Origin of the sequence: Megasphaera sp. ASD88, from assembly GCF_002287425.1 — a bacterium.
GTDB classification, from domain to species: domain Bacteria; phylum Bacillota; class Negativicutes; order Veillonellales; family Megasphaeraceae; genus Megasphaera; species Megasphaera stantonii.
This window is the reverse complement of the sequence record NZ_NQXW01000067.1, coordinates 1-560: the sequence shown is the minus strand read 5'-3', so window position 1 is coordinate 560 and position 560 is coordinate 1. Positions and strand designations below refer to the sequence as shown.

The window sequence follows — 560 nt, the reverse complement described above, 5'->3', positions numbered from 1 at the left end:
GGTTAAAACGATCTCGATCCCGGAAAGAATACTCTTTCGAAGAAAAGCTTTCTGTGGTAGAGTCTTACTTAACAAGCGAACTCTCGTATCAGGAACTGGCTCTTCAAATGGGAATCAACAATCCGTCAATGCTTGCCAGATGGGTAAATGACTTTAAAATAGCTGGGCCGGATGCGTTAAGACCGCATAGGAAAGGCAGGAAGAAGACATTGAGTACATCGCAATCAAGAGAAACAGAAGCACAAGTTCAGCATACGGAGGTTGACACCCGCGCAGAGCACGTCAAGGAATTAGAGGATGAACTTCTCAAGCTCCGTATAGAGAATGCAGTTTTAAAAGAACTGAGGAGACTGCGGTTAGAGGACGAAGCAAAACGGAGAGGATTGCGAACGTCATCTTCAGTCTCCGAGGACAATTCAAACTAAAAGATCTCCTCTCCTACACCGGCATGGCAAAGTCAACCTACATGTACTGGCAAAAACGCGTTGGCCGCGAAAATCCGGACAAAGAATTAGAAGATACCATACAGGAACTTTGCAAACAGCATACCACCTATGGCT

1 protein-coding gene is annotated in these 560 nt (G+C 45.4%); it reads left to right on the top strand.

Annotation, left to right across the window (positions count from 1 at the left end; all coding sequences use genetic code 11):
• Positions 1 to 425 (top strand): helix-turn-helix domain-containing protein (locus CJ260_RS12525; protein ID WP_095630441.1); only part of this gene is annotated, 425 nt, incomplete at its 5' end.
• Positions 426 to 560 lie beyond the last annotated feature (135 nt).